Raw genomic sequence first — 23,105 nt, 5'->3', positions numbered from 1 at the left:
CCCGTCAGGACAATGCCAACTCGCACCGCCGCAGGCTCCGCGCCGCCCACCCGTAGAATTGAGGGTGTGACTTCGCACGCGTCTGACAGCCCGTCCTACCGGCCGGTTCCGGCCCACGTCGACCTCCCGGTCCTGGAGCGCGAGATCCTCGATCTGTGGGCCGACCAGGGCACCTTCGCGGCGACGCTCGACACCCCGGCCGACGCTCCGCGCTGGACGTTCTACGAGGGTCCCCCGACGGCCAACGGCACCCCCGGCACCCACCACGTCGAGGCCCGCGTCTTCAAGGACGTCTTCCCGCGGTTCAAGACGATGCAGGGCTACCACGTCGACCGCAAGGCCGGCTGGGACTGCCACGGCCTGCCCGTCGAGATCGCGGTCGAGAAGGAGCTGGGCTTCAACGGCAAGCCCGACATCGAGGCCTACGGCATCGCCGAGTTCAACGCGAAGTGCCGCGAGGCCGTCGTCCGCAACGTCGATCTCTTCGAGGAGATGACCGACCGGATGGGCTACTGGGTCGACATGGAGCACCCCTACCGGACGATGGAGCCGGCCTACGTCGAGAGCGTCTGGTGGGCGCTGTCGACGATCTTCAAGAAGGGGCTGCTGACCGAGGACTACCGCGTCGCCCCCTACTGCCCGCGCTGCGGCACGACGCTGTCCGACCACGAGCTCGCGCAGGGCTACGAGACGATCACCGACCCGTCGGTCTACGTCCGCTTCCCCCTCACGTCCGGCCCGCTGGCCGGGCGCGCGTCGATGCTGGTGTGGACGACGACCCCCTGGACCCTCGTGTCGAACACCGCCGTCGCGGTCAACCCCGCGTTCACCTACGTGCTGGCCACCGACGGCGACGAGACGCTGCTGGTCGCCGAGTCGCTGGTCGAGAAGGCGCTGGGCGAGGGCTGGACGACGACGGGCGAGACGTTCTCGGGCGCCGAGATGGAGCGGTGGACCTACCAGCGTCCGTTCGAGCTCATCGAGTTCCCGAGCCCCGCGCACTTCGTGGTGCTGGCCGACTACGTCACGGCCGACGACGGCACGGGCCTGGTGCACCAGTCCCCCGCGTTCGGCGCCGACGACATGATCGTGTGCAAGGGGTACGACCTGCCGGTCGTCAACCCGATCCGTCCCGACGGGCACTTCGAGGACGACGTCCCGCTCGTCGGCGGGCAGTTCTTCAAGGCCGCCGACCGGGTGCTCGCCGACGACCTCGCGTCCCGCGGGCTGATGTTCGCCGAGCTGGCCTACGAGCACGCGTACCCGCACTGCTGGCGCTGCCACACGCCGCTCATGTACTACGCGCTGCCCGCCTGGTACATCCGCACGACGGCCGTCAAGGACCGTCTGCTGGCCGAGAACGCCGACACCAACTGGTTCCCCGGCACGATCAAGAACGGCCGCTACGGCGACTGGCTGACCAACAACATCGACTGGTCGCTGTCGCGCAGCCGGTACTGGGGCACTCCCCTGCCGATCTGGCGCAACGACGCCGATCCGTCCCGCCTCGTGTGCGTCGAGTCGCTGGCCGAGCTGTCGGGCCTCACGGGACGCGACCTGTCCGGCCTCGACCCGCACCGTCCCTACATCGACGAGGTCACGTTCGAGATCGAGGGCGAGGCGGGCACGTACCGCCGGGTCCCCGACGTCATCGACGCCTGGTTCGACTCGGGCTCGATGCCGTTCGCGCAGTGGGGCTACCCGCACGCCGAGGGCTCGCAGGAGAAGTTCGAGCAGGCGTACCCCGCGCAGTACATCGCCGAGGCGATCGACCAGACGCGCGGCTGGTTCTACTCGCTGATGGCCGTCGGCACCCTGGTCTTCGACCAGAGCTCGTACGAGAACGTCGTCTGCCTGGGGCACATCCTGGCCGAGGACGGCAAGAAGATGAGCAAGCACCTCGGCAACATCCTGCTGCCGATGCCGCTGATGGACGAGCACGGCGCCGACGCCCTGCGCTGGTTCATGGCGTGCTCGGGCTCACCGTGGGCCCCGCGCCGCATCGGCAACACGGCACTGTCGGAGATCGTCCGCAAGGTGCTGCTGACGTACTGGAACACGACGGCCTTCCACGTCCTCTACGCCCGCACGGAGGGGTGGACCCCCACGTCGGGCAGCGTCCCGCCGGTCGCCGAGCGCGAGGTGCTCGACCAGTGGCTGCTGTCCGAGCTGCACACCCTGACGCGCGCCGTCACCGCGGCGCTCGAGCAGTTCGACACCCAGACCGCCGGCACGCGGATCGCCGGCTTCGTCGACGACATGTCGAACTGGTACGTGCGCCGCTCGCGCCGCCGCTTCTGGCGCGGTGACGCCGCGGCCTTCGCGACGCTGCACGAGACCCTCGACGTCCTGACCCGCCTGATGGCACCCCTCACGCCGTTCATCGCCGAGCGCGTGTGGCAGGACGTCGTCGTGCCCGTGACGCCCGACGCCCCCGCCTCGGTGCACCTCGCGACGTGGCCCGTCGCCGACGAGTCGCTGATCGTCGACGGCCTCGGCGCCCGCGTCGACCTCGCGCGCCGCGTCACCGAGCTGGGCCGCGCGGCCCGCGCCGAGGCCAAGGTGCGCACACGTCAGCCCCTGCGACGTGCCCTGCTGGCCTCGGCCAGCTTCCACCGTCTCGAGGCCGACCTGCGCGCCGACATCGCCGAGGAGCTCAACGTCCGCGAGCTGCAGCCGTTCGGCGAGGGCGGCGAGGACCTCGTCGAGTACTCGTTGAAGGGCAACTTCCGCAACCTCGGCAAGCGCTTCGGCAAGGGGACGCCCGCCGTCGCCGCCGCGATCGCCGCGCACGACGACCCGGCGGCCGTCGCGCACGCGCTCCTGGGCGGCACGACGGCGTCCGTCGAGGTCGACGGCCGGACCGTCGAGCTCACCGCCGACGACGTCGTCGTCTCGGAGCGTCCGCGCGAGGGCTGGTCGGTCGTCAACGACCAGGGCGAGACCGTCGCCCTCGACCTCGAGCTCGACGACGAGCTGCGGCTCGCCGGCTCGGCGCGCGAGGCGATCCGCGTCATCCAGGAGGCCCGCAAGTCGTCGGGGCTCGAGATCAGCGACCGCATCGCGGTGACGTGGACGGCCGAGGGCGGCATGGCCGACGCGCTGCGCACCCACGCCGCCCTCATCGCCGACGAGGTGCTGGCCACGTCGATCAACGAGACGTCCGACGCGTCGGCCTTCTCCGACGACGAGCTGGGCTTCGCCTTCACCGTCACCAANTGGTGCGGTGTGACTAGAGGTTCTCGTCGTCGCCGAGCAGCGAGCGGAGACGGCGCGGGGCCGCGTCTGCCGGTGCCTGGACGGGCGTCGAGGCCGTCGTGCTCTCGTTGGCCGCGAGCTGGTCGAGCTGGCTCTGGAAGTAGTTCTTGAGCCGGGCGCGGTACTCACGCTCGTACGCCCGCAGGTGCTCGACCTCGCGCTGGATCTCGTAGCGATCGCGCTCGATCGTCGCGACGGCGGCCGTGCGGCGCTCGTTGGTCTCCTCGTCGAGCTTCTGCGCGCGGATGCGGGCATCGGTCTCGAGGCGGTCGGCCTTGCCACGGGCCTCGTTGGTGATGCGCTCAGCCTTGGCACGCGCCTCGCCGACCATGCGGTCGGCCTCTTCCTTGGCCGCGTCCATGAGCTGGTCGGCGTTGGTCGAGGCGATCTCGAGCAGACGGGCGGCCGCCGAGGAGGCGTCGCCCATCGACGGACGAGGCGTCGCGACCGGCGCCGGAGCCGCGGCGACCGGCGCGGGGGCCGGCTCGGGCTCGGGAGCCTTGACGGGCTCGGGCTCGGGAGCCTTCACCGGCTCCTGCACCGCAGGGGTCGGCGCAGACTGCGCGGCGGGGGTCGACGACGAGAGGGCCGGGATCAGTCCGGTCGGCTCGCCGGTCGATGCGGCAGCTACCTTGGCGCGAAGTTCTTCGTTCTCGACCGTCAGACGCTCGAGCTCGGCCTCGACCTCGTCGAGGAACTGGTCAACTTCGCCCATGTCATAGCCTTCGCGAAGACGGACTGGCGTAAAACGCTTGTTACGCACGTCCTCTGGCGTCAGTGGCATGAGTACACCTCGGGTTTCGGGGTAGTCCTGGGGACTCGGAGACTCCACCGTACTCGGTGGGCGTTCACTTCTGCCACAGGCGTACCGACCTCGGTCAGAAGAAGGTGAGCTCGACGATGCGCTGCAGGATGTAGATGCCGATGATCAGGATCATGGGCGACAGGTCGAGCATCACCGAGCCGAGGCGCAGCGGCGGGATGACGTTGCGGACGGCGCGCAGCGGCGGGTCGGTCACGGAGTACAGACCCTCGCACAGCACCGCCACGACACCGCGGGGACGCCAGTTGCGCGCCAGCATCTGCACCCAGTCGAGCACGAACCGGGCGATCAGCAGCAGCAGCGCGATCCAGAGGACGAAGAGCAGGATGTTGCCGACTGTGGCCATCCGTCAGCTCTGGTTGAAGAAGCCGCCGGCAGCGATGCGCTGCTTGTCCTCGTCGGTGACCGAGATGTTCTCGGGCGACAGCAGGAACACCTTGGCGGTGACGCGGTTGATCGATCCGTGCACCGCGAAGACCAGGCCCGCGGCGAAGTCGACGAGACGCTTGGCGTCGTCGTCGTCGATCTCGGACAGGTTCATGATGACGGGCACGCCGGCGCGGTACTGCTCACCGACCGTGCGGGCGTCGTTGTAGGTGCGCGGCGTCACGGTCTCGATGCGCGCGAGGTCGGACGCCGTGGAGGCGCGACGCTCAGGGCGCTCGACGCGCTCGGGACGACGGCGCTCGTCGATGCTGGAGACCGTCGAGGGGCGCACGACGGCGGGAGCGGCCTGACGCGCGGGCGCCTGCTGCCGGGCCGGGGCCTCGTCGGGCTCGAGCTCGTCGAACTCGTCGTCGAAGTCGGCCTGTTCGACGAGTCCGAGGTACTCGCCGACCTTCCGCATTGCGCCAGCCATGATTTCTCCGTGGGTCCGTGTCGGTTGTGACAGTGCTGAGATTACCCGGTGACGGCACGCTCGCCGAGCACCGAACGCCCGATCCGCAGGTGTGTCGCGCCGGCGGCGACGGCGGCCTCGAGATCGCCGCTCATGCCGGCCGACACGATCGACGCGTCGGGGTGGTCGCGGCGCAGTTCGGCCGACAACCGCACCAGGTGGTCGAAGTGCGGCCGGGGGTCCTCGCCGAGCGGCGCGACGGTCATGAGGCCGCCGAGCTCGAGGCCTGGTGCGCCGGCGATCGCGTCGGCCACGACGCCGATGCCGTCGGGCAGGACACCGGCCCGCCCGGCGTCGGTGGCCTGGAAGTCGACCTGCACGAGGCACGTCAGCGTCCGGTCCGCCGCCTCGGCACCCCGCGACAGCGAGTTGACGAGCTTGACGCGGTCGACGCTGTGCACGAGGTCGGCGTAGCGGGCCACGGCACCGGCCTTGTTGGTCTGCAGGCCGCCGAGGAAGTGCCAGCGCAGGGGCGCGGCGACCTGCTCGGCCTTGTCGCCGGCCTCGGGGTGCCGGTTCTCGCCGACGTCGACGATGCCCAGCTCGGCCAGGATCTCGACGTCGGACGCGGGGTAGGTCTTGGTGACCACGACGAGCGTGATCTCGTCGCGCGAGCGACCGGCGGCGGCGCACGCGTCGACGATGCGCTGCTCGGTCTCGGCCAGTGACGCCGTCAGCTCGGCGCGACGGTCGTCGACGTCGGCGCTCACCGGACCACCGCCACGGCGCCGAAGCGACCGGAGTCCTGGCCCTGCCGGCGGTACGAGAACCACCGGTCGTGCTCGATCGTGCACTCGTCGGCCCCGAGGTCGGTCGCGTCGACGTCGTCGGCGGCGAGCTGCGCCAGCACGCCCGCGCCGACGTCGATCGAGGCGGTGCCCCACGACGTGGTGGCGCGGGCCTGCGGGACGACCTCGGCCACGGCGTCGGCCATGTCGGCGGGCAGCTCGTAGCAGCGTCCGCAGGCCCGCGGGCCGACCCAGGCCCGCAGGCGGGAGGTGCCGCGGTCGCGCATCGCGCGCACGGCGGCCGGGACGACTCCCTTGACGAGCCCCTCCCGCCCGCAGTGCACGACGGCTGCGACTCCCTGGCCGGCCAGCACGACCGGCGTGCAGTCGGCGACGCGCACCAGCACGGCGGTGCCCGGCCGGTCGGTCAGCAGCGCGTCGGCCACCGGCACGTCGCCGTCGGCGACGGCATCGGCCCAGGCGACGTCGTTGCCGTGCACCTGGGTCATGCGCACGAGCCGGTCGGCGCCGACGGCCCCGCCGACCAGCGCGAGGTTGTCGGCGACCCGCGCAGGATCGTCACCGCTGGACGTGCCGAGGTTGAGCGATCCCCACGGTCCCTCGCTCGTGCCACCGCTGCGGTCGGTGAACGCGAACGAGACGTCGCCGTGGCTGCCCTCGTACCAGATCACCCGTCGCGTCCCCGACCCGCTCAGCGCAGGAAGTCGGGCACGTCGAGGTCGTCGCCGTAGTCGGCCGGCAGCGGCTCGGGCGGCGACGTGCGGCGACCCGCACCGTCGCGCGGGGGCAGGCTCGGGCGTCCGCCGTCGAGGTACGGGTCGGGCGGCAGGTAGCTCTCGGCCGTCGGCGGCGAGGCGGCCGCGGGCGGGGCGACCGGCGGATCGGACGGAGCAGGGTTCTCCTTGAGCAGCGCGGGCTTGGTGGCGTCGCGCAGCATCGGCTCTCCCCCGTCGAAGCCGGCCGCGATGACGGTGACCCGCACCTCGTCGCCCAGGGCGTCGTCGATGACGGCACCGAAGATGATGTTGGCGTCGGGGTGCACGGCGTCGGCGACCAGGCCGGCGGCCTCGTTGATCTCGAACAGGCCGAGGTCGGAGCCACCCGCGATCGACAGCAGGACGCCCCGGGCGCCCTCGATGGACGCCTCGAGCAGGGGGCTGGAGACGGCGCTCTCGGCGGCGACGGCCGCCCGGTGCTCGCCGCGGGCCGAGCCGATGCCCATCAGGGCGGAGCCGGCGTCGGACATGACCGACTTGACGTCGGCGAAGTCGAGGTTGATCAGGCCAGGCGTCGTGATGAGGTCGGTGATGCCCGAGACGCCCTGGTGCAGGACCTGGTCGGCCTGGCGGAACGAGTCGAGCAGGCTGACGTTGGGGTCGCTGATCGACAGGAGCCGGTCGTTGGGGATCACGATCAGCGTGTCGACCTCGTCGCGCAGCGCCTGGATGCCGGCGTCGGCCTGGCCCGAGCGGTTGCGTCCCTCGAACTTGAAGGGACGCGTCACGACGCCGATCGTCAGGGCACCCAGCGAGCGGGCGATGCGGGCCACGACGGGCGCGCCGCCGGTACCGGTGCCGCCGCCCTCACCTGCCGTCACGAAGACCATGTCGGCGCCCTTGATGGCGGCCTCGATCTCCTCGGCGTGGTCCTCGGCGGCCTGCTTGCCGATCTCGGGGTTGGCGCCGGCGCCGAGCCCGCGCGTCGAGTCGCGGCCGACGTCGAGCTTGACGTCGGCGTCGCTCATGAGCAGGGCCTGGGCATCGGTGTTGATCGCGATGAACTCGACACCCTTGAGCCCCACCTCGATCATCCGGTTGACGGCGTTGACTCCGCCGCCGCCGATGCCGACGACCTTGATCACGGCGAGGTAGTTCTGGACCGCCATCGTGTGTCCCTTCCGAGGATGTAGCGCAGTGTGGACGAGCTCGGTCTGAGACTCGTGGAAACGTTCTCGATCGGCAGGCGGTAAACCTTAACCCTGAGGTAAAGAGTTATAGTTATGTCAACCTGCGACCTACCGAGAACGGTACGCGGACGTCGCGGTCCGACGGCTCCGACACGCCGCGACTACGGCGTCGTGGTGGGCTGGTCGGGGGCGCTCACGTCGTAGCGCGACGCCTCGAGCCGCAGCAGCGGCGTCAGCACCTGCAGCTTGCGCCGTCCGTCGGCGCTGCTCCCCCACACGACCGTGCGGCCCTTGCTCAGCGTGAGCTCGATCGAGTCCTTGCTGCCGGCCGACACGGACTCGATCTCCCGGCGCAGCGCCGGGTCGCGCTCGCCGATCTGCACCACGACGGCGGCGACCGCCTCGGACGTCTGCAGACGGTTGCGCGGCTCGCTGACGTCGATCGTCGCCTCGAGCAGCCCGTCGGGCGGTGATCCGTACGAGCGGAACGCGATGCCGTTGCGGTCGACCCCGCGCACCTCGCCGTCGACGCGCGTCCACATCACGGACGTGCGCTCGACGATCGTGATCGACACGGCGTGCGGCCACGACCGCCCGACGTCGACCGTGTCGACCCGGTCGAGCGCCGAGACGCGCTGCTCGATCGCCTCGACGTCGACGCGCGCCAGGGGGCGCCCCACCGGCACCTGCGCCGCCCGCAGCACCTGCGACTGCTTGAGCGTCGTGCGCCCCGCGACCTCGACGTCGCGCACCGACAGGACGCTCGAGAACCACACCAGCCACACCAGCGCGCCGAGTGCGACGACGCCCAGCACCGCGAGCACGATGCGCAGCCAGCGGCGTCGACGCTCCGAGCGGCTGCGCTCGAAGAACCGGTCGGCCGTCATGCCAGCGCCTCGAGGACCGCGGGGCCGACCGTCGTGATGTCACCCGCCCCGAGCGTCAGCAGCAGGTCGCCGGGCCGCAGCTCGGGCAGCAGGACGTCGGCCAACCCGGAGACCGGGCCGCCGAGGGTCGCGACGGGGCCGACGACGGCGTCGGCGACCAGCGCGGCGGTGACGGCCGGGTCGGGGTCCTCGCGCGCGAGGTAGATGTCGGCGACGACGACGCGGTCGGCGGCCGACAGGGCCGCGCCCATCTCGGCGCCGTACAGCCGCGTGCGGCTCACGAGGTGGGGCTGGTACGCCACGACCAGCCGGTCGGTGCCGGCGACGGCACGTGCCGCCGCGAGGTCGGCGGCGATCTCGGTCGGGTGGTGGGCGTAGGAGTCGTAGACGCGGACGCCGCCCGCCTCGCCCAGCGACTGCATGCGTCGGTTGGCCCCCGTGTAGGCCCCGAGCCCGGCGATCAGCAGGTCGACGTTCTGGTCGAGCAGCAGTCCCGTGCCGAGCGCCAGCAACGCGTCGAGCGCGTAGTGCGCGCCCGGGACGGCGAGCTCGACCGGACCGAGGTCGACGCCGCGCATCGAGGCCGTGAACGTCGTCCGGGTGCCGTCGACCCGCAGGTGCTGTCCCATCAGGTCGGCGTCCTCGGCGAACCCGGCCGTCACGACCTCGAGACCCGCGGCCCGGGCGACCTCGGCGAGGTGCCCCGCCCCGGGGTCGTCGGCGCTCAGCACGACGAAGCGCCCGACCCGTCCGACGAACTCGTCGAACGCCGCGGCATACGCCTCGACCGTGCCGTAGTTGTCGAGGTGGTCGGCGTCGACGTTGGTCACGACGGCCCCCTCGGGCCGGTAGACCAGGAAGGCGCCGTCGCTCTCGTCGGCCTCGGCGACCAGCAGGTCGCCCGATCCGAGCCGGGCGTTGGCCCCGAGGCTCGCGACCTCGGCGCCGATCGCGTAGGACGGCTCGGCGCCGGCCGCGATCAGCGCGCACGTCAGCATCGCCGTCGTGGTGGTCTTGCCGTGGGTGCCGGCGACGGCGATCGTGCGGCGGCCCTCCATGACCGACCGCAGCCCCGCCGAGCGCGGCCACAGCCGCAGGCCGCGACGCTGCGCCTCGACGATCTCGGGGTTGTCGTCGCGCACCGCGGTCGACGCGATGACGGTGTCGACGCCGTCGAGCTGCGACGGGTCGTGGCCGACGTGGCACACGATTCCCTCGGCACGCAGGGCCCGCACGACCGCGGAGTCGAAGGCGTCGCTGCCGCTGACGGTGACACCCTGCTGCGCCATGAGCCGCGCGATCGCGGACAGACCGGCTCCGCCGATGCCGATGAAGTGCACGTGCCCCAGCTCGCCGACCGGCGGGATGACGGTGGGGACCTCGATCCTCACGCCTTCTCCCCCGCCGCCTCGCGGATCATCGCCGCGAGCTTCTCGTCGGCGTCGCGCGCGACGATGCCCGAGGCGGCCTCCGACATCGCGGCGAGACGCCCCTCGTGCGAGACCAGCGGGATCACGACGTTGTCGATCCACGTGGGCGTCAGCGCGGCGTCGTCGATCAGCAGCGCTCCCCCGGCCTGCACGACGGGGTGTGCGTTGTGGGCCTGCTCGCCGTTGCCGATCGGCAGCGGCACGAAGGCGGCCGGCAACCCGGTGGCCGCGACCTCGGTGACGGTGTTGGCGCCGGCGCGGCACACGATCAGGTCGGCGGCGGCGTATGCGAGGTCCATGCGGTCGATGAACGGCACGACGACGTAGGGCGGGTCGCCCGGACGCGGGCTGACCACGACCTCCTCGGGCCGGCCGGCCGCGTGCAGCACCTGCACGCCGGCCGCCGCGAGGACGCGGGCCGCTGCCGAGACGGCGTGGTTGATGCGCCGCGCGCCCTGCGAGCCGCCCGTGACGAGCAGCGTCGGGCGGTCGGCGTCGAGGCCGAAGAACTGCCGTGCCTCGGCGCGGGAGGCGGCCCGGTCGAGCCGGGAGATCTCGCGACGGATCGGCAGGCCGACGAATCGGGCGTGCGGCAGGTCGGTGTCGGGGAAGCTCGTCGCGACGTGCGGGGTGAACCGCGCGCCCAGCTTGTTGGCGATGCCCGGGATCGCGTTGCCCTCGTGCACCACCAGGGGGATGCGGCGTCGACGTGCCACCAGGTAGGCCGGCACCGACACGTAGCCGCCGAAGCCGACGATGACGTCGGGACGCACGCGGTCGACGACGTCGCCGGTCGCGCGGACCGCGGCCCTCAACCGTCCGGGCACCTGCACCATGGCCTTGCCGGGGCGGCGCGGCAGCGGCACGGGCGGCACCAGCTCGAGCGGGTAGCCGGCCTGCGGGATCAAGGTCACCTCGAGCCCGCGCGGGGTGCCGAGGCACGTGATGTCGACGCCCGCGTCGGCCAGCACGGCCGCGGTCGCGAGCAGGGGCGAGGTGTGTCCGGCGGTTCCACCACCGGCGAGGAGAACGCGCACGCGTCATCGCCTCCCTGCGACGCGGACGGGGTGCGGGGCCGCGGCGCGCTTGCGGTTGGCGCGCCCGGCCGCGAGGGCGCGCTTGGCGCCCGGCTCGGTCGTGGCGCAGTTCAGCAGGATGCCCAGGGACACGAGGGTCACGAGCAGGCTCGAGCCGCCGTACGAGATGAGCGGCAGCGGGATGCCGATGACCGGCAGCATTCCCAGCACCATGCCGATGTTGATGATGGCCTGGATCAGCAGCCAGATCGTGATGCCGGACGCGGCGTAGCGGACGAACGGCTCCCGCGTGCGCATCGCGATGCGCATGCCGGCGAAGCCCAGGACGATGAACAGCACCAGGACGACGAGCGTGCCGAGCAGGCCGAGCTCCTCGCCGATCACGGCGAGGATGAAGTCGGTGTGGGCCTCGGGCAGCGATCCCCACTTCTGCCGGCTGCCGCCGAGGCCGACACCCCAGAAGCCGCCGCGGGCCAGGGCCATCATGCCCTTGATGGCCTGGTAGCCGGCGCTGTCGGGATCGGCCTGCGGGTTGGTGAAGTTCAGCAGGCGCTCGACGCGGTGCGGCGAGTTGGCGACCGCGACGACCAGGCCGACGAACAGGCCAGCGACGATGCCGCCCATCTGGCGCCGGGGCAGGCCCGCGATCCACAGCATGCCGACGGTCAGGGCGAAGATCACGACCGCGGTGCCGAGGTCGCGCTGCAGGACGACGAGCATGCCGACCGCGCCGGCGACCGGCACCATCGGCGTCAGGACGTAGCGCGGCGTCGACAGGTACTTCTGCCGACGGGCGTAGAGATCGGCGATCCACAGCACCAGGGCCAGCTTGGCGAACTCCGACGGCTGCAGCTGGAACCCGCCGAACAGCGGGAGCCAGTTGCGGTTGCCGTTGACCGTGATGCCGACGCCGGGGATGAACGTCGCGCAGATCAGGGCCACCGAGACCAGCAGGAACGGCAGGATCAGCCGGCGGATCAGGCTCAGCGGCATGCGGGCCGCGACGACCGCGCCCGTGATGCCCAGCACCGCGAAGATCAGCTGGCGCAGGACGATCGAGAACGAGTTGCCGTAGTGCACCAGCGCGAAGACCGAGCTGGCGCTCAGCACCATGATCAGCCCGATGCCGAGCAGCAGCGCCGAGGTGCCGAGCACGAGCTGGTACGACGCCAGCGGACGCTCGAGCGTCCGGCGTATCGCCTCGCTGGTGCTCCGCATCGTGGTCGTCCTCCGTGCCCGGGCTGGTCTGTCGGGGTGCTCGTGTCTCGGTGGGGCTACGACCGGTCGCGCAACCTGTGCACCGCCGCCGCGAAGCTGTCGCCCCGGGCGGAGTAGTTGCGGAACTGGTCCATGGAGGCGCACCCCGGGGCCAGCAGCACCGTGTCGCCCCGACGGGCGAGCGGGGCGGCGACCTCGACGACGCGATCCATGGGGTCAGTCTCGCCGGTGTCGACCTCCACGACCGGCACATCAGGCGCGTGTCGCCGCAGCGCGTCGGCGACGACGGCGCGGTCGGCACCGACGAGGACCACGGCCCGGAGCCGGTCGCGGGTCGCGATCACGAGCTCGTCGAACGTCGCGCCCTTGGCCAGTCCCCCGGCGATCCAGACGACGTCGTCGAATCCCTGCAGCGACGCCTGCGCCGCGTGCGGGTTGGTGGCCTTGGAGTCGTCGACCCAGCGGACGCCGTCGATCTCGGCGACGTCGGCGATGCGGTGGGCGTCGGGGCTGAACGCGCGCAGGCCGTCGCGGACGGCGCGCGGCTCGACGCCGTGGGCCCGCGCGAGGGCCGCCGCCGCGAGGGCGTCGGCGACGACGTGCGGGGCCGGCACCCGGCTCGCGTCGCCGTGCGCGGCCAGCCCGATGTCGCCGAGGCTGCCGAGCTCGGCGGCGCTCGAGATGCGGCCGGGGATGAAGGCCCGGTCGGCGATCGCGTCGTCGACGAGGCCGATCATGCCGGTGGCGGGGATGCCGAGCGTGAACCCGATCGCCCGGCAGCCCTCGACGACCTCGGCGTCCTCGACCATCCGCTCGGTCGCGGGGTCCTGCACGTTGTAGACCGCCGCGACCTGGGTGCGCTCGTAGATGCGCGCCTTGTCGGCGCTGTAGGCGTCGAGACCGCCGTGCCAGTCGATGTGGTCGGGCGCGAGGTTGAGCACGGCGCTGGCGCGGGCCGAGATCGACCGGCTCCAGTGCAGCTGGTAGCTCGACAGCTCGACCGCGAGGACGTCGAAGGGCTCGGGGTTCATGACGGCCTCGAGGACCGGCGTGCCCACGTTGCCGACGGCCAGCGCGTTGAGGCCCTGCGCCCGCAGGATCGACTCGAGCATCTGCACCGTCGTGGTCTTGCCGTTGGTGCCCGTGACGGTCAGCCACGGCGCGGCGTCCTGGCCGCGCAGCCTCCACGCGAGCTCGACCTCGCCCAAGACCGGGACGCCGCGGGCCGCGGCCTCCGCGAGCAGCGGTGTCGACGGCGACCAGCCGGGCGACGTCACGACCAGGTCGACGCCGTCGGGGAACGTCGCGGTCGAGCCGGGGCCGATGCGGACGTCGACGCCCAGGATCTCGAGCAGGGTGGCCTTCTCGCGCAGCGCGTCGTCGTCGCCGTCGTCGAGCGCGACGACGTCGGCGCCCAGGTGCTGCAGGGTGTCGGCGGCCGCGAAGCCGCTGACGCCGAGGCCGCCCACGGCAGCGCGGACGCCCTCCCAGGACGACTCGCGCCCCAGGGTGGAGATGTCGACGGTCATACGCCCGTGACCCACTCGCTGTAGAAGATGCCGAGACCCGCGGCGACGCACAGGCCGCTGATGATCCAGAAGCGGACGACGATCGTGATCTCGGCCCAGCCCAGCAGCTCGAAGTGGTGCTGCAGGGGCGCCATGCGGAAGATCCGTTTGCCGCCGGAGATCTTGAACCACCCGACCTGCAGGATCACCGACATCGTGATCGCGACGAACAGGCCGCCGATGACGACGAGCAGCAGCTCGGTGCGGGTCATCAGCGCGAAGCCGGCCATCGCGCCGCCGAGCGACAGCGAGCCCGTGTCGCCCATGAAGATCTTGGCCGGCGAGGCGTTCCACCACAGGAACCCGAAGCAGGCACCCGTCAGGGCCGAGGCGACGACCGCGAGGTCGAGCGGGTCGCGCACCTCGTAGCACTTCATCCCGGGGTTGACCGAGCAGTTCTGCCCGCTCTGCCAGATGTTGATGAAGATGTAGGCGCCGAACACCATCATGGCCGAGCCGATCGCCAGACCGTCCAGGCCGTCGGTCAGGTTGACGCCGTTGCTGGTGCCGGCGACGAGCAGCAGCACCCAGATGACGAGCAGCACGGTCGGCAGCCGCCAGCCGTCGATGTCACGGGTGAACGAGATCGCGTGCGTGATCGGGGTGCGTCCGGTGTCGTCCTCCCAGCCGATCGCGAGCCACGCGAAGATCAGTCCGACGACGGTCTGGCCGATCAGCTTGGCCTTGCTGCGCAGACCGAGGTTGCGCTGCTTGGAGACCTTGATGAAGTCGTCGAGGAAGCCGATCGCGCCGAGCCCCACGAACAGGAACAGCAGCAGCAGGGCCGAGGCGCTGGGCGCCGTCTGCGTCGCGAGCTTGGCCGTGAAGTAGCCGATCACGACCGCCACGATGATGACAAGGCCACCCATCGTCGGCGTGCCGCGCTTGGTGTGGTGCGACGTCGGACCGTCGTCGCGGATCAGCTGGCCGTAGCCCTGCTTCACGAGCACCGAGATGGCGAACCGGGTGCCGATCAGGGTCACCAGCAACGACAGCGCTCCTGCGATCAGGATGGCCTTCATCGCGTGGTGGTTCCTTCCAGCAGGGCTCGGGCGACGCGTTCGAGACGAACGCCCCTCGATGCTTTCACAAGAACCACCTCGTCCCCCGACAGGCTCGCGGGGAGTGTGTGGGTCGCCACATCGACGTCGGCCACGGTCTCGGCGACGGCTCCCGCCCCCTCGGCGATGCCGTGGGCACCGTCGCCGACGACGACCACGCGGGCGTATCCCAGCTCGGCCGCCAGGCGCCCGATGCGGCGGTGCGCGTCGTCGGCGTCGTCGCCGAGCTCGAGCATCGCACCCAGCACCGCGACGGCGCGTCCCCCGCCGATCGCCGCCACGGCGCGCAGCGCGGCCTCCATCGACTCGGGGTTCGCGTTGTAGGCGTCGTTGACGACGACGAGGCCGTCGTCGCGGACGTGCCGCTCCATGCGCATGGGCGACGTGGCGCTGCCGGCGGTCGCGAGCCGCTCGACGACGGTCGGCAGGTCGAGGCCCAGCGAGACGGCGGCGAGCGCCACCGCGGCGGCGTTCATGGCGTGGTACCCACCGATCAACGGAACGGTGGCCTCGACGCGCCGCCGGTCGTGGCCCAACGTGAAGTGCGGCGCCCCGCCCTCGTCGAGGCGCACGTCGCCGATCTCCATGTCGGCGTCGTCGCCCGTGCCGAACGTGCGCACGGACGCCTCGGTGCGGGTGCGCATCGCGGCGACGCGGACGTCGTCGGCGTTCAGCACGACGACCCCCTCGGGGCCGACCGCCTCGGCCATCTCGCCCTTGGCGACCGCGATGTTGTCGGCCGAGCCGAACTCGCCGACGTGCGCCGAGCCGACGTTCAGCACGATGCCGATCGACGGCGGGGCGATCTCGCACAGCACCGCGATGTCGCCGATCGCGCGGGCGCCCATCTCGACGACGAGGTACCGGGTCAGCTCGTCGACGCCGAGCACGGTCAGCGGCACGCCGAGCTCGTTGTTGAAGTTGCCCCGCGTGGCGACCGTCGCGCCGTCGGGTGCCAGCACGTGGGCCAGCAGGTCCTTGACGCTGGTCTTGCCGCTCGACCCCGTCAGGGCCACCACCTGCACGTCCTCGCGCACGTCGAGCACGTGACGGGCCAGCAGACCGAGCGCTCTGGTCACGTCGGGCACCACCACGGCGGGCACACCGGTGTCGCGCGAGGCCAGCACGGCGGCCGCTCCAGCCGCGACGGCCCGCTCGGCGTAGTCGTGCCCGTCGACGTGCTCGCCGGCGACGGCCACGAACAGCCCGCCCTCCTCGACGGCCCGCGAGTCGAGCGTCGCGGGGCCGTCGACGACGACGGCGGGGTCGCCGACGACCGCCCCGCCTATGACGTCGGCGATCTCGGCGAGCGTCAGGGGGATCACGAGGCGGCCCCGATCAGCTCGACCAGCACCTCGCGGTCGTCGAACGGGTGCACGACGCCGTCGACCTCCTGTCCGCGCTCGTGCCCCTTGCCGGCCACCACGACGGTGTCGCCGAGGTGCGCCATCGCGACGGCGTGCGCGATCGCGTCGCGGCGGTCGGCGACCTCGATCGTCACACCGGGGCCCGCTGCGGCCCCCTCCAGCACGGCGGCCCGGATGGCACCGGGACGCTCGGACCGGGGGTTGTCGTCGGTCACGACCACGACGTCGGCGTGCCGAGCGGCCGCCTCGCCCATCAGGGGTCGCTTGCCGTGGTCGCGGTCTCCCCCGGCGCCGATCACGACGATCAGGCGTCCGGCCGTGACGGGGCGCAGCGCGGTCAGCACCGCGGTCACGGCATCGGGCTTGTGGGCGTAGTCGACGATCGCGGTGAACGGCTGACCTGCCTCGACGCGCTCCATGCGCCCCGGGACGCCTGTGCTGGCCGCGATGCCCGCCGCGAGCTCGACGGGGTCGTGACCGGCCGTGGTCAGCGCGGCGACGACCGCGAGGGCGTTCGAGACGTTGAACACGCCCGGCAGCGGCACCGACAGGTCGATCGCCAGGCCGTCGGGTCCGAGCACCTCGAGGTCGGTCCCGAGGCGGTGGGGGCGGATGTTGACGGCCCGCCAGTCGGCCGGGTTGCCGTCGGTCGAGAACGTCGTGACGGGCAGCGGCGTGAGCTGACGCAGCCGTCGGCCGTGCGCGTCGTCGACGTTGACGACGGCGTGCCGTGCCCGCTCCGGGGTGAACAGCGACGCCTTGGCGAGGAAGTACTCCTCGAGGTCGTGGTGGAAGTCGAGGTGGTCGCGACCGAGGTTCAAGAAGACCGCGACTTCGAAGACGAAGCCGTCGGCGCGTCCCTGCACGAGGGCGTGGCTCGAGACCTCCATCGCGCACAGCTCGACCGACTCCTCGCGCATGACCGCGAACAGCGCCTGCAGCTGCGGTGCCTCCGGCGTCGTGAGGGTCGAGGCCGCGGGAACCCGTCCGATGCGGGTGCCGATCGTGCCCACCACGGCCGAGACCCGCTCGCCGAGCGCCGCCTCGGCGAGGTACGTGGTCGTGGTCTTGCCCTGCGTGCCCGTGACGCCGACGGTCGTGAACGACTCGGCGGGGTGCCCGTAGAACGACGCGCTGAGTGCCGCGAGCCGGCGGCGCGGCTCGTCGACGACGATCGTCGGCAGCAAGTCACCCACGAGGTCGGCGCCGGCGGGATCGGTCAGCACCGCGGTCGCGCCGGCGGCGGCGGCCTGGGACACGTACGTGCCGCCGTGCGCGTTGGCGCCCGGCAGCGCGACGTACAGGTCGCCCGCGAGCACGTGGGCCGTGTTGAGCGCGATGCCCGTGACGACCGCGTCGCCGGACACCGCTGCGCCGAGCGTCTCCGCGAGCTCGGGGAGCGTCCATCGGGGGGTCGTGGTGGGTCGCACCCGCATCGCATCCGTCACCCAGCAACCCTACCGACCGCGACCACCGCCGAGGCATGCGCACCTCGCCGCGTCAGGGCAGTCGGAGCGTCGCCCGCACGGGGTGGTGGTCCGACGCCATGGGACGCACGGCCCGGCCGTGCCGCAGGGGTGCGACGACCTCCCAGTCGGAGACGGCGGTGCCTGACGGGACGAAGATCCGGTCGATGTGGTCGCCGTACCGCACCTCGCGGCGCGGTCTCGACGCGAAGCCGTTGAAGCTGCTCACCCATGCGCGCGTGAACGACGTCGACTGCTGGTAGGCGTCGACGAGTCCGGCTCGGGCGAAGATCCGTCCGACGGGATCTCCGCCGCGGGCAGGGCTGGAGTTGACGTCGCCCGCGTAGACGACGGGTCCGCGGGCAGCGGATGCCGCCATGCCGCGGATCAGCGCGACGGCCTGGCGCTGCCTGGCCCGCGAGGCGCTCCGAGACGTCCCGGACTCGAGGTGCACCGAGATGAACGTGTAGGGGCTGCCGGTCACGGTGTCGTACATCGTGATCCACGGCGACGCGGCGCCCGCCGCGCGGACGACCCCGTCCTCGGTGTCGCCGTGGTGTCGCAGGTGAGCCCCTGGTCCGGACGTTCGCACCAGGACGATGTCGTTGCTGGTCTGCGCCACCTGCACGTAGCCGCGCCGGATCATCTGGGAGGTGAGGGCGAAGCCGTGACGGGTGAGCTCCTGAACGGCCACGACATCGGCGTCCGACTCCTCGATGCGCCGCACGATCGCGTCCCGCCGCTCCTTCCACCCCCGGCACACCGAGGCGCACACGTTGAAGGTCGCCACCCTGATCGACGTCGTGGCGGGGGCGTCGACCGGACGCGGAGTGGAGTGACAGTAGGTCCTCGAGTGCTCCGTCCGGTGCGGCCTCGCCACCGTGAAGCAGTACGAGCGTCCGGCCCGCAGGCCCTTCACGGTGCCGGTCGACGTCCTGGTCCGGACCGATGTGGCGCGACCGCCGGCCTGCGGGCGAGCGGTCAGCCGGTACGACCCCGTTCCTGCCCAGTCGAGCGTCATCGACGTCGGTGACGCAGCCACGACCCACGGCGCGTCGACCCGTCCTCGAGCGACGGCCGGTGCCGCCAGAACGGACACGACGACGGAGGCGACGATGCCGATGACGCCCAGCGTCCTCACGATTCTCACCCCCGCACGCTAGGCGAACCCGAGCCTCCACGGGCCGATTTCACGCGAAACCGTCCGAGTCCCACCCCGGGTCCGAGCGAGCGCAGCGAGCAAGAACCCACCCCGGGTCCGAGCGAGCGCTGCGAGCAAGAACCCACCCCGGGTTCGAGCGAGCGCAGCGAGCGAAGGACAGGCGGCCGCAGCGAGGAACGAGCTGCGGAGAGGGCGAGGTACGAGCCCGAGGCGGCGGAGCCGCCCCGCCTACCAGGTCTGCTCGACCTTGGGGCTCTTGGAGCCGCTGGGCGCGACGCCGAACCGCTCGAGCGCCATCGACATGATGTCGTGGAACACCGGCGCGGCGGTCGAGCCGCCTCCCGCGTTGCTGTACGGCTTGTCGAGCACGATGTAGGTCAGGAAGCGCGGGTTGTCGGCGGGGGCGAAGCCCATGAACGACACCGTGTTCTGGCCGCGGATGTAGCGCCCCGTCTGCGGGTCGACGCGCCACGCGGTGCCGGTCTTGCCGGCGACGCGGTAGCCCTCGATCTGCGCGGCGGGCGCGGTGCCGTCGTCGGCCGTCACGGCCTCCATCATCCGGGTGACGGTCGCGGCGGCGTCCTTGGAGACGACCCGGTGGCCCGGGGCCGACTCGACGGGCGTCTCGGTGCCCTCGGCGTCGACCGTGCCGGTGACGACGGTCGGCTCGCACATCGTGCCCGCGTTGGCGATGGCTCCCACGGCCCGCATCATCTGCATCGCGGTGACCGAGACGCCCTGGCCGAACGAGATCGTGGCGTGGTTGGCCTTGGTCCACGACGCCCCGTCGGTGAGGATGCCGTTGGACTCGCCGGGCAGGTTGACGCCGGTCTTCTGGCCGAAGCCGAACTTGGTGAAGTAGTCGTACATCGTCTGGTCGCTCATCTGCTGGGCGGCCACGATCGTGCCGAGGTTCGACGACTTGGCGATGACGCCGGCGGCGGTCAGGTTGATGCGGCCGTGCTCCCAGTAGTCGCCGATGCGGAACTTGTCGATCGTCAGGCTCGACGGCACCGAGATCGGGGTGTCGGCGGCGATCTTGCCCTGGTCGGCGAGGGCCGCCATCGTCACGGTCTTCATGACGCTGCCGGGCTCGTAGACGTTCTGCACGGCACGCGAGACGGTGTTGGAGTCGTCCATGCCGGTGCGGGTGTCGGCGTCGAACGTGGGCGACTGCGACATCTGCACGATCTGGCAGGTCTTGACGTCCATCGTGATGGCCAGGCCCCAGTCGGAGCTCGACTCGGCGACGGCGTCGGTCAGACGCTGGTCGGCGTACCACTGCAGGTCGCGGTCGATCGTGGTCTTGACGTCCTGGCCCGGCACCATCTTGGTGACGGTGCTGTCGGCCATCGGGATGCGCTGGCCGGTCGGCGAGACCTCGTACGTGCTCGAGCCGTCGGTGCCGGTCAGGGTCTTGTCGTACTGCTGCTCGAGCCCCGCGACGCCCTTGCCGGCGCCGTTGACGTAGCCGAGCAGGTTGGCCGCGAGCGAGCCGCCCGGGTAGGTGCGCAGCGTCTCCTTCTCGGTGGAGACCCCCGCGAGCTGGGCCTCCTGCAGGGCCGCGACGGCCTTGTCGGCCGTCCACTTGGGGATGTCGCGCGCGAGGACGACGTAGCGGGTCTTGGGGGTGCGCAGCGTGTCGATCGTGTCGAAGTAGTCGATCTCGTCGCCGAGCTCCTCGCGCAGGATCCGTGCGATCTGCGGGGCGTTGGCCGTCGTCAGGGTGGGGTCCGCGACGATCGTGAGGCCGTCGACGCTCGTCGCGAGCTGCGCGCCGTTGCGGTCGAGGATGTTGCCGCGCGGCGCGGGCTGCGTCTGCGGCTGGGTGCCGGCCTGGATCGATGCGGCGGCGTACGCGCTCGCGTCGATGCCCTGGATCTGGAAGAGCCGGGCGCCGAACAGCCCGAACACGAGGAAGACGCCGATCGTGCAGAACCGCAGCCTGCGCCGTGTCAGGCGGTGCCGGTCGTTCGTGGCGGCGGTCACTGCGTCACGCTCCTGATGTTGCTGCCCGGCTCGGCCGCCTGGGGCTTGCCGAGCACCTTCCCGTCAGAGAGTCGCAGAAAGGCGGGGTTGGCGTTCGGCACCATGCCGATGGCGATGGCACGTTTCGCGACGTTGGCGGGGCTCTGCAGGCGGTCGACCTCGCGGGCGATCGACTGCTGGCGGGTCTCGAGCGAGGCGGCCTGGCGGTCGAGCCGCGTCGCCTCGAACGACTGGGCCTGCAGGACCGTGCTCATCAGCACCAGGCCGACGAGTCCGGCGCCCAGCACGCTGAGCACGACGACCACGAACGGCGCCTTGCGGGCGCGGCTCCGGACGGGGCGGACGAGTCGCAGACCCGCGGCCCGGGCGTCCTCGAGGACCTTCGGTGCGGGTGCCAGCGTCCGCGCGACCATCGAGCTCATGCGGCCACCTTCGTGAGGGAGGAACGGTACGCAGCCGGCCGCATCGATCCGGCATCACGATTCACTCGCTGGCGCTCGCTCATGACTTGTTCCTCTCGGCCACGCGGAGCCGGACCGACCGGGCCCGGGGGTTGTCGTCGATCTCGTCGTCGGTCGCCAGCTCGGCGCCGCGGGTGACGAGGGAGAACTTGGCCTCGTGCCCGGCGGGCACGAACGGCATGTCGCGCGGCACGTCGGTCGTGGTGACCTCCGTGAGGGCGCGCTTGGTGATGCGGTCCTCGAGCGAGTGGTACGACAGCACCACGACCCGGCCGCCGGGGGCCAGCACGTCGAGAGCGGCGGGCAGCGCCCGGCGGTAGACCCCCAGCTCGTCGTTGACCTCGATGCGCAGCGCCTGGAACGTCCGCTTGGCGGGGTTGCCGCCGGTGCGTCGCGCCGCCTGCGGGATCGAGTCGCGGATCAGGTCGACCAGGCGGGCGCTCGTGGTGAAGGGCTCGACGGCCCGCGCGGCCACGACGTTGTCGGCGATGCGCTTGGCGAACTTCTCCTCGCCGTACTCGCGCAGCACGCGCGACAGGTCGCGCGAGCTGTACGTGTTGAGGACGTCGGCGGCCGTCAGCTCGTCCTCGGCGTTCATCCGCATGTCGAGCGGGGCGTCCTGCGCGTAGGCGAAGCCCCGATCGGCGAGATCGAGCTGCATCGACGACACCCCGAGGTCGAACAGGACGCCCGAGACGGTCGTAAGACCGGCCCCCGCGACGACCTCGCCGATCTCGTCGTAGACGGCGTGCGCGAACGTGACGCGGTCGCCGAACGGCGCGAGACGGTCCTGCGCCCGCCTCAGCGCCTCGCGGTCACGGTCGATGCCGATGACGTGCAGACCGTCGAAGCGCTGCAGCATCGCCTCGGTGTGACCGCCGAGGCCCAGGGTCGTGTCGACCACGACGGGACGCTCCCCCGTCAGCGACGGGGCCAGCACGTCGAGCACGCGGTCCAGCAGCACGGGGACGTGGCTCGCGTCGGCCTGACCCGAGCCCGTCGGGGACGTCACAGCCGGCCCAGGCCGATCGAGATCAGCACTGCGAGGGCGATCGACGAACCCAGCGAGAAGGCCATCAGGCGGGCGCCGTCGGCGACCTCGTGCCGCACGCGTCGCGTCGGCGACGTCGTCGCGCCCGTCTCGATCGTCATGTCCCCTGCCCCTCGTCGCTCTCGTGCCCTGTCGTGTGCCCGGTCCTCCGCCCCGGTGTGGGGGCGGATGTCGTTCGTGTGCCCAGATCCACGACCGCTGGGTCTGACACCGGGGAAGTGATGTCAGAACCGCGCGGGCGCAGATCTCGCCGCACGAACGTCAGAAGATCCCGGGCATCACTTCTTCCGACATGTCCGCGAACGGACCTTCCTGCGATGCCGAGAACTCGTCCCAGCGGGCCGAGTCCCAGATCTCGATGCGGTCCATCGCCCCGACGACCGTGCACTCCCTGTCGAGGTGCGCCCAGGTGCGCAGCACCGACGGGATCGGGATGCGCCCCTGCTTGTCGGGCACCTCCGACGAGGCGCCCGAGAAGAACATCCGGTTGAAGTTGCGCGCCGCCTGGTTGGTGAACGGCGTGTTGCGGATGCGGTCGGTGAAGGCGTTGAACGACTCGGTCGTCCAGCCGTAGACGCAGTTCTCCTGCCCGCGGGTCAGCACGATGCCGGTCTCCAGGCGAGGGCGGAACTTGGCCGGCAGGAAGAGACGGCCCTTGTCGTCGAGTCGGGGGGTGTAGGTGCCGAAGAAGTTCGAGACATCCGGGTTCACCTCTCTCCTCCTCGTTGACGGCCATGCGCTCCATTTCGCACCACTGTACTCCACATTGCCCCA

At 71.7% G+C, this 23,105-nt stretch carries 20 protein-coding genes and 1 pseudogene; 1 reads left to right on the top strand and 20 read right to left on the bottom strand.

Annotation, left to right across the window (positions count from 1 at the left end):
• Nucleotides 1-12: 12 nt before the first annotated feature.
• A pseudogene (gene ileS / locus IFT73_RS15275) lies at nucleotides 13-3,218 on the top strand (isoleucine--tRNA ligase); the annotation flags it as partial.
• Between the two features lie 14 nt (nucleotides 3,219-3,232).
• On the opposite strand, the gene IFT73_RS15270 reads toward ileS, so the two are convergent.
• The 20 genes from IFT73_RS15270 to mraZ all read right to left on the bottom strand — a co-directional run bounded on the left by IFT73_RS15270 (nucleotide 3,233) and on the right by mraZ (nucleotide 23,042).
• On the bottom strand, nucleotides 3,233-4,042 hold the full coding sequence (locus IFT73_RS15270; protein ID WP_192168364.1) for a DivIVA domain-containing protein: 810 nt from the start codon (nucleotides 4,040-4,042) through the stop codon (nucleotides 3,233-3,235).
• Nucleotides 4,043-4,136: 94 nt separating this feature from the next.
• Complete coding sequence (locus tag IFT73_RS15265; RefSeq protein WP_056609308.1) at nucleotides 4,137-4,427, bottom strand: YggT family protein; 291 nt, start codon at nucleotides 4,425-4,427, stop codon at nucleotides 4,137-4,139.
• A 3-nt stretch (nucleotides 4,428-4,430) separates the two neighbouring features.
• Nucleotides 4,431-4,940, bottom strand: coding sequence for a cell division protein SepF (locus IFT73_RS15260; RefSeq protein ID WP_056609311.1), 510 nt, complete (start codon nucleotides 4,938-4,940; stop codon nucleotides 4,431-4,433).
• 41 nt (nucleotides 4,941-4,981) lie between these two features.
• Nucleotides 4,982-5,689 (bottom strand): YggS family pyridoxal phosphate-dependent enzyme, encoded by a 708-nt coding sequence (locus IFT73_RS15255; RefSeq protein WP_192168363.1) that lies wholly within the window; start codon nucleotides 5,687-5,689, stop codon nucleotides 4,982-4,984.
• Complete coding sequence (locus IFT73_RS15250; protein ID WP_192168362.1) at nucleotides 5,686-6,399, bottom strand: laccase domain-containing protein; 714 nt, start codon at nucleotides 6,397-6,399, stop codon at nucleotides 5,686-5,688. Before IFT73_RS15250 ends, IFT73_RS15255 begins: the two co-directional genes overlap by 4 nt.
• 20 nt (nucleotides 6,400-6,419) lie before the next feature.
• Nucleotides 6,420-7,613: a cell division protein FtsZ gene (gene ftsZ / locus IFT73_RS15245; RefSeq protein ID WP_056609316.1), complete on the bottom strand. Its 1,194-nt coding sequence runs from the start codon at nucleotides 7,611-7,613 to the stop codon at nucleotides 6,420-6,422.
• 182 nt (nucleotides 7,614-7,795) lie between these two features.
• Nucleotides 7,796-8,521 (bottom strand): cell division protein FtsQ/DivIB, encoded by a 726-nt coding sequence (locus IFT73_RS15240; RefSeq protein ID WP_192168361.1) that lies wholly within the window; start codon nucleotides 8,519-8,521, stop codon nucleotides 7,796-7,798.
• Complete coding sequence (murC, locus tag IFT73_RS15235) at nucleotides 8,518-9,912, bottom strand: UDP-N-acetylmuramate--L-alanine ligase (RefSeq protein ID WP_192168360.1); 1,395 nt, start codon at nucleotides 9,910-9,912, stop codon at nucleotides 8,518-8,520. Before murC ends, IFT73_RS15240 begins: the two co-directional genes overlap by 4 nt.
• Complete coding sequence (gene murG, locus IFT73_RS15230) at nucleotides 9,909-10,988, bottom strand: undecaprenyldiphospho-muramoylpentapeptide beta-N-acetylglucosaminyltransferase (RefSeq protein ID WP_192168359.1); 1,080 nt, start codon at nucleotides 10,986-10,988, stop codon at nucleotides 9,909-9,911. Before murG ends, murC begins: the two co-directional genes overlap by 4 nt.
• Before the next feature lie 3 nt (nucleotides 10,989-10,991).
• Nucleotides 10,992-12,206 (bottom strand): putative lipid II flippase FtsW, encoded by a 1,215-nt coding sequence (gene ftsW / locus IFT73_RS15225; RefSeq protein ID WP_192168358.1) that lies wholly within the window; start codon nucleotides 12,204-12,206, stop codon nucleotides 10,992-10,994.
• A 56-nt stretch (nucleotides 12,207-12,262) separates the two neighbouring features.
• Nucleotides 12,263-13,735, bottom strand: a complete 1,473-nt coding sequence (murD, locus tag IFT73_RS15220; protein WP_192168357.1) for a UDP-N-acetylmuramoyl-L-alanine--D-glutamate ligase — start codon at nucleotides 13,733-13,735, stop codon at nucleotides 12,263-12,265.
• Nucleotides 13,732-14,796, bottom strand: a complete 1,065-nt coding sequence (gene mraY, locus IFT73_RS15215; protein ID WP_192168356.1) for a phospho-N-acetylmuramoyl-pentapeptide-transferase — start codon at nucleotides 14,794-14,796, stop codon at nucleotides 13,732-13,734. The genes murD and mraY overlap by 4 nt, the downstream gene beginning before the upstream one ends.
• Nucleotides 14,793-16,160: a UDP-N-acetylmuramoyl-tripeptide--D-alanyl-D-alanine ligase gene (gene murF, locus IFT73_RS15210; RefSeq protein WP_192168355.1), complete on the bottom strand. Its 1,368-nt coding sequence runs from the start codon at nucleotides 16,158-16,160 to the stop codon at nucleotides 14,793-14,795. The genes mraY and murF overlap by 4 nt, the downstream gene beginning before the upstream one ends.
• Nucleotides 16,157-17,650 (bottom strand): UDP-N-acetylmuramoyl-L-alanyl-D-glutamate--2,6-diaminopimelate ligase, encoded by a 1,494-nt coding sequence (locus IFT73_RS15205; RefSeq protein ID WP_371811293.1) that lies wholly within the window; start codon nucleotides 17,648-17,650, stop codon nucleotides 16,157-16,159. Before IFT73_RS15205 ends, murF begins: the two co-directional genes overlap by 4 nt.
• A 52-nt stretch (nucleotides 17,651-17,702) precedes the next feature.
• Nucleotides 17,703-18,818, bottom strand: coding sequence for an endonuclease/exonuclease/phosphatase family protein (locus IFT73_RS15200; protein WP_192168354.1), 1,116 nt, complete (start codon nucleotides 18,816-18,818; stop codon nucleotides 17,703-17,705).
• Nucleotides 18,819-19,058: 240 nt separating this feature from the next.
• On the bottom strand, nucleotides 19,059-20,819 hold the full coding sequence (locus IFT73_RS15195) for a penicillin-binding protein 2 (RefSeq protein WP_192168353.1): 1,761 nt from the start codon (nucleotides 20,817-20,819) through the stop codon (nucleotides 19,059-19,061).
• Nucleotides 20,816-21,241, bottom strand: a complete 426-nt coding sequence (locus IFT73_RS15190; protein ID WP_056609337.1) for a hypothetical protein — start codon at nucleotides 21,239-21,241, stop codon at nucleotides 20,816-20,818. Before IFT73_RS15190 ends, IFT73_RS15195 begins: the two co-directional genes overlap by 4 nt.
• A 79-nt stretch (nucleotides 21,242-21,320) precedes the next feature.
• On the bottom strand, nucleotides 21,321-22,292 hold the full coding sequence (gene rsmH / locus IFT73_RS15185; RefSeq protein WP_192168352.1) for a 16S rRNA (cytosine(1402)-N(4))-methyltransferase RsmH: 972 nt from the start codon (nucleotides 22,290-22,292) through the stop codon (nucleotides 21,321-21,323).
• Nucleotides 22,289-22,432 carry a hypothetical protein gene (locus IFT73_RS19080; RefSeq protein WP_192168351.1) on the bottom strand — a complete coding sequence of 48 codons (144 nt, stop codon included), beginning with the start codon at nucleotides 22,430-22,432 and terminating at the stop codon, nucleotides 22,289-22,291. Before IFT73_RS19080 ends, rsmH begins: the two co-directional genes overlap by 4 nt.
• Nucleotides 22,433-22,592: 160 nt before the next feature.
• Nucleotides 22,593-23,042 (bottom strand): division/cell wall cluster transcriptional repressor MraZ, encoded by a 450-nt coding sequence (gene mraZ, locus IFT73_RS15175; protein ID WP_056609340.1) that lies wholly within the window; start codon nucleotides 23,040-23,042, stop codon nucleotides 22,593-22,595.
• Nucleotides 23,043-23,105 lie beyond the last annotated feature (63 nt).

This window comes from Aeromicrobium sp. CFBP 8757, from assembly GCF_014841755.1.
Lineage (GTDB): Bacteria > Actinomycetota > Actinomycetes > Propionibacteriales > Nocardioidaceae > Aeromicrobium.
This window is presented reverse-complemented; position numbering and strand designations above follow the sequence as displayed.

Bases quoted from the DNA above. Each gene is read 5' to 3' on its own strand.
- IFT73_RS15270 (WP_192168364.1), bottom strand. From the start codon at position 4,042: ATGCCACTGACGCCAGAGGACGTGCGTAACAAGCGTTTTACGCCAGTC.
- IFT73_RS15265 (WP_056609308.1), bottom strand. From the start codon at position 4,427: ATGGCCACAGTCGGCAACATCCTGCTCTTCGTCCTCTGGATCGCGCTG.
- IFT73_RS15260 (WP_056609311.1), bottom strand. From the start codon at position 4,940: ATGGCTGGCGCAATGCGGAAGGTCGGCGAGTACCTCGGACTCGTCGAA.
- ftsZ (WP_056609316.1), bottom strand. From the start codon at position 7,613: ATGGCGGTCCAGAACTACCTCGCCGTGATCAAGGTCGTCGGCATCGGC.
- IFT73_RS15240 (WP_192168361.1), bottom strand. From the start codon at position 8,521: ATGACGGCCGACCGGTTCTTCGAGCGCAGCCGCTCGGAGCGTCGACGC.
- ftsW (WP_192168358.1), bottom strand. From the start codon at position 12,206: ATGCGGAGCACCAGCGAGGCGATACGCCGGACGCTCGAGCGTCCGCTG.
- murD (WP_192168357.1), bottom strand. From the start codon at position 13,735: ATGACCGTCGACATCTCCACCCTGGGGCGCGAGTCGTCCTGGGAGGGC.
- mraY (WP_192168356.1), bottom strand. From the start codon at position 14,796: ATGAAGGCCATCCTGATCGCAGGAGCGCTGTCGTTGCTGGTGACCCTG.
- IFT73_RS15190 (WP_056609337.1), bottom strand. From the start codon at position 21,241: ATGAGCTCGATGGTCGCGCGGACGCTGGCACCCGCACCGAAGGTCCTC.
- IFT73_RS19080 (WP_192168351.1), bottom strand. From the start codon at position 22,432: ATGACGATCGAGACGGGCGCGACGACGTCGCCGACGCGACGCGTGCGG.